The organism is Geobacillus sp. CCR, from assembly GCF_052906625.1.
Genome location: NZ_JBREBQ010000077.1, coordinates 1 through 4069 on the forward strand (window position 1 = coordinate 1; position 4069 = coordinate 4069).

Sequence of the window (4069 nt, forward strand, 5' to 3'; positions counted from 1 at the left end):
TACGGAACGACCAGCGATGGTAAAAAAAGGATAGCCATCGCTCGTCGTGTTGGTCAAAAAGTTATTCTGAAAAACTAAATAAAAAATCCTTTGTTTTGACCTTGTTAGGGTGCGAAATGTGAGTTAAAAAATACTATAGCGACAGAGGAAGCTACGAAAACATCGATCATTATGCCTTTCTTTCAAGTTCTAGGGTACGATATTTTCAATCCGGAAGAGTTTTTACCGGAGTTTACAGCTGACGTGGGAATCAAAAAAGGGGAAAAAGTCGACTACGCCATTATGATCGATGGAAAACCGGTTATTCTCATTGAAGCTAAGGCCGCCAATCAAAAGCTGGATAAACACGATTCGCAGCTGTTTAGATATTTTGGTGCAACCTCAGCTAAGTTCGCTATTTTGACTAACGGCATCTTATACAGATTTTATACCGATCTCGATGAACAGAACAAAATGGATTCAGTGCCATTTTTCGAGTTTAACCTCGCTGAACCGAGAGAAAATCAAATTGTCGAGCTGGCGAAATTCCGAAAAAGCAGTTTCGATGTCGACAGCATTTTCAGCGCCGCATCCGAATTAAAATACCTAAATGAAATTAAACAGTTCCTGAATAATCAGTGGGAAAACCCGTCCGATGAGTTTGTTGCATTCATCATCAGCGATATTTATCCCGGAAAGAAAACTAAAAACGTGATCGAAAAGTTTCAAGGACTTGTGAAAAAGGCACTGAAACAGTTTCTAAAAGGCCGGTGAATTAATGGGGCATAGACTTCCCACATGTCGAATTTTGGAGGCCATTCTCCCCGCCGTTTGGCGCCAAAGGATGGGAAGACGAGCAGGACTTCCTGCTCCCAATTCCGGTTTTGCGCACGCCAAAGAGCCGGTCCCCCCTCGTTTTTTTCGAAACCGGCACAATCGCTTCAGATTTTGCACGACGGCGGTCAACAGCGCCTGTTCTTCCATGGCGTAAAGGCCCCGGCTTCGGGCCCGGTCCAGCCCGTGACATTCCTTCCCTTCGGCGAACACATGCTCACAACGCGTGCGAAGGGCTTGAATGGATCGATAGCCGCCCTGTTGCTGAATGAGCCTCGCTTGATTGCGAATCTGAACGTCTCGGACTTTCGCCTGGCGCTTTGCTTCCTGAGCGGGATCCTTCGCCCGGCGCTTCCAGGTTGGAATCTCCTCCATCTCCTTGCGGCGCAACGGCACGAGCGGTGTGATGCCTTGAACGAAGAGCGCTTCCAGATACTCGGTGGTGCCATACGCTTTGTCCGCAGACAAGGTCCGAATCGTAATCGACGGGTGGCGAAACTGAATCGAAGCCAGCTGCTCCAAACTCGTCTCCCGTTCCGCCGTTCCAGTGGCGAGGCTGGCCCGTCTGGATAAAATCACGCGCGACTGGACATCGATGACGTCGTGCACCAGATACCGAGGATACGCTTCCTGCCCTTTGCCTTTCTTGTACAACCGGGCATCCGGATCCGTCACGCTTCGATGGGTCCGGTTGGAAAACGTGGCTCCACGGAAGTTTCCCCGTTCTTCGGCATGGACGCGTTCCCCTGATTTTGGAGACGGAGAGGGTGGGTCGTCATCCGGATCCCGGGCCTCGGTCTGTTCATCTTCCCGGGCAGTGCGGGCCAGATAGTCTTCCAACGTCTCCACCGGAGCGAGCTTGACCTCCCGCAAGCTGTGGATCGAGGCATTCGCCCGCACTTGGGTGCCGTCAGCCGCCGCATGGACATCCGGCGAGACCAACCCCGCCGCGATGCATTGATCCACCACATAGGTCATCAGCCGGTCAAAGATTTCATGTTGGCGCCAGCGTTTCCGTGTTTTGACGAGCGTCGTTCGATCCGGCAGTGTGGGGTGATGAGGATCCGGATGGAGCACGGATTCAAAGTCGAGACCGCAAAACCACAAGTATCCGGCATGCATGGGGAGGATCTCATACAACTCCCGCTCAGAGTGGTCGAACAAATACGAGAGCAGCATTAGGCGAAGCAGCCGTTCCGGATCCGCCGCCGGGCGACCCGTTTTTTCCGTGTACAGGGGAGCCACCCAATCGTGAATGACGGAAAAGTCAACCGCTTCGTTGATTTGGCGCAAGATATGATGTGGAGGAACCAGTTCTTCCATGTCGATGACTTGAAACAGACGAGGCTGAGTCGAAGGGTTTTTGGGGGCTTTCATGATCCGCTCACGCTCCATTCCAACGATTTTTCTTCCTTTTTCGACACAAGCCACCTAAATCCCTGCCTCAGGGTGTACTTTTTCACCGGCCTTCTAAACGACCAAGTCAACGATAAACTTAAGGCTGCCTTAGCCAACAGTGACGAAGAAGAGACCGCCCAAGCGAAAGAAGAGAAAGCGCCAGATGTTCCCGAAGATCCAAAAGAGGAACACAATGCGCCGCAGATCGTCACTACAGAGGAGGAGCTTGAGGGGTATGTATTAGTGCGGCTGCTCCTAAGGGAGATTCTTGATCCCGAACGTATCTATTATCGCGATAACTTGAGCTACTTCAATGTTTTACTGGACAATAACATCCGAAGATGGATTTGCCGTCTCGGACTCAATACAAGCAACAAGTACATTCAGTTCAATGATGAAGGGAGAACAACAGTATATATCGAAACGGTGGCCGATATTGAAAAACATAGGGATAAACTAATAAAAGTAGCACAGAAGTTCCTCTAAACATTGGAAATCCTTGCTCCATAACAAAGAAGGAACACCCATGTTTCAAAGGAGGATCTCCAAACCTCCAAGGTGGCTATTTCCACTTTCTGCGCCCGCATAGCGCGCTCGAAGGCCGGGTGCCGGTCGTCATCCCGGAGCTCGCCGAGCTATCGCATATGTCGGCCCAGTGAACGAAGCTGATCGCCATGGCACAAGCGTTTCTCCAACAAGAGACAACCTGACCTTTTTGTCCTCCCGAGCCCGTCGAAGAGAAAACCTGCCGGATTCGGCGAAGCGAACCCTTGACCAACCGAACGCCGCCAAAGGTAACATTCGATAAAGGCAAGGGCGGTTTTTCGATTGCCTTCTTTTTGTCCCCGTCGCCCTTGATGACTCTTTCCCACCTTTGGCGGGTGTTGGCCAAAGGCGAATCCAGCCTTGAGCATCCCTTCGATGCTCAATGGGATGGTCTGTGTGGAGTTTTCATAACACTTTTGATGCCACCCGTCCCCCTATTTGACAAAGCGGGCCATCAAAATCAAATCCCAATACGTCCCGTCATCGATTTTTGCAGCTTTTTTCTTCACGCCTTCTTCCACAAATCCAAACTTTTGATACAATCGAATCGCGTTCGTGTTGTCAGCGACGACTTCGAGGCAAACTTTTTCAATCAAAGGATTTTCTTTTGCCCAATCAAGGAGCGCTGCAAGCAACGCCGTGCCGATCCCCTGGCCTCGAAAGCCGTTTTTCACGCTCATGCCGAAAGACCCTTGGTGCTTGGTTCGCCGCTTATTTCCATTATGAAAATCTAAAAACCCGATCATCTCTCCGTCATGCTCGGCCAACAGCGCCAACTTTCCAGGATCGTCCGCCATTTGTTGCAGCCATTGCCTTTGCCGCTCGCTTGTCGTCACCACTTCCGCTTCCGTCGTCAACAAATACGGCGCTTCCGCCGCCACCGCCTTCACAAACGCAACGACACGCTCGGCATCCTCAGGTGATGCCGTCCGTACGACAATCGGCCGGCCGCTTGCCGTCATCAACCGCCTTGGTTGAATGCTCCCCATGGCTATCCTCCCACTAGAAATGTTGATGTATCAAGGCTTTTCGGCCCCTCAGGGGTGTCCAAAAAATATTTTTCGACAACAGGCGTGTTGATTATCCAATAAAATCCAAAGGGTATAGAAAAAAGAGCACCTTTCCTGTAGAATGTGAGTAGCGACACAAACAAACCCAGGAGGTGCTCTCTATGAACAAGCATACTGTAAATTAGCACATTATTTCAGAATCCCTTTTTCAAATTATTTCGGACGGATTCGGAAATAATGTGCAAAATCTTTGCGAATTATTCCAGGTTTTGCAGATTATTTCCGAACATTTGCACATTATT

Annotated in this window: 3 protein-coding genes and 1 pseudogene; 2 read left to right on the top strand and 2 right to left on the bottom strand. The window is 50.2% G+C overall.

Annotation, left to right across the window (positions count from 1 at the left end; genetic code table 11):
- Positions 1 to 135 precede the first annotated feature (135 nt).
- A pseudogene (locus tag ACVBDQ_RS17765) lies at positions 136 to 741 on the top strand (type I restriction endonuclease); the annotation flags it as partial.
- Here ACVBDQ_RS17765 and ACVBDQ_RS17770 read toward each other — a convergent pair.
- Positions 739 to 2136 carry a transposase gene (locus ACVBDQ_RS17770; protein ID WP_446663382.1) on the bottom strand — a complete coding sequence of 466 codons (1398 nt, stop codon included), beginning with the start codon at positions 2134 to 2136 and terminating at the stop codon, positions 739 to 741. The pseudogene ACVBDQ_RS17765 and the gene ACVBDQ_RS17770 sit on opposite strands and share 3 nt — an antisense overlap.
- Between ACVBDQ_RS17770 and ACVBDQ_RS17775 the strand changes: the two genes are divergently transcribed.
- Complete coding sequence (locus ACVBDQ_RS17775; protein ID WP_446663383.1) at positions 2065 to 2697, top strand: hypothetical protein; 633 nt, start codon at positions 2065 to 2067, stop codon at positions 2695 to 2697. The two genes, ACVBDQ_RS17770 and ACVBDQ_RS17775, sit on opposite strands and share 72 nt — an antisense overlap.
- 494 nt (positions 2698 to 3191) lie before the next feature.
- On the opposite strand, the gene ACVBDQ_RS17780 is transcribed toward ACVBDQ_RS17775, so the two are convergent.
- On the bottom strand, positions 3192 to 3746 hold the full coding sequence (locus ACVBDQ_RS17780) for a GNAT family N-acetyltransferase (protein ID WP_069304488.1): 555 nt from the start codon (positions 3744 to 3746) through the stop codon (positions 3192 to 3194).
- Between the last annotated feature and the right edge of the window lie 323 nt (positions 3747 to 4069).

What these genes read in the sequence shown, in the direction of transcription:
- ACVBDQ_RS17780 (WP_069304488.1), bottom strand. Translation starts at nt 3,746, where the DNA reads ATGGGGAGCATTCAACCAAGGCGGTTGATGACGGCAAGCGGCCGGCCG.
- ACVBDQ_RS17770 (WP_446663382.1), bottom strand. Translation starts at nt 2,136, where the DNA reads ATGGAAGAACTGGTTCCTCCACATCATATCTTGCGCCAAATCAACGAA.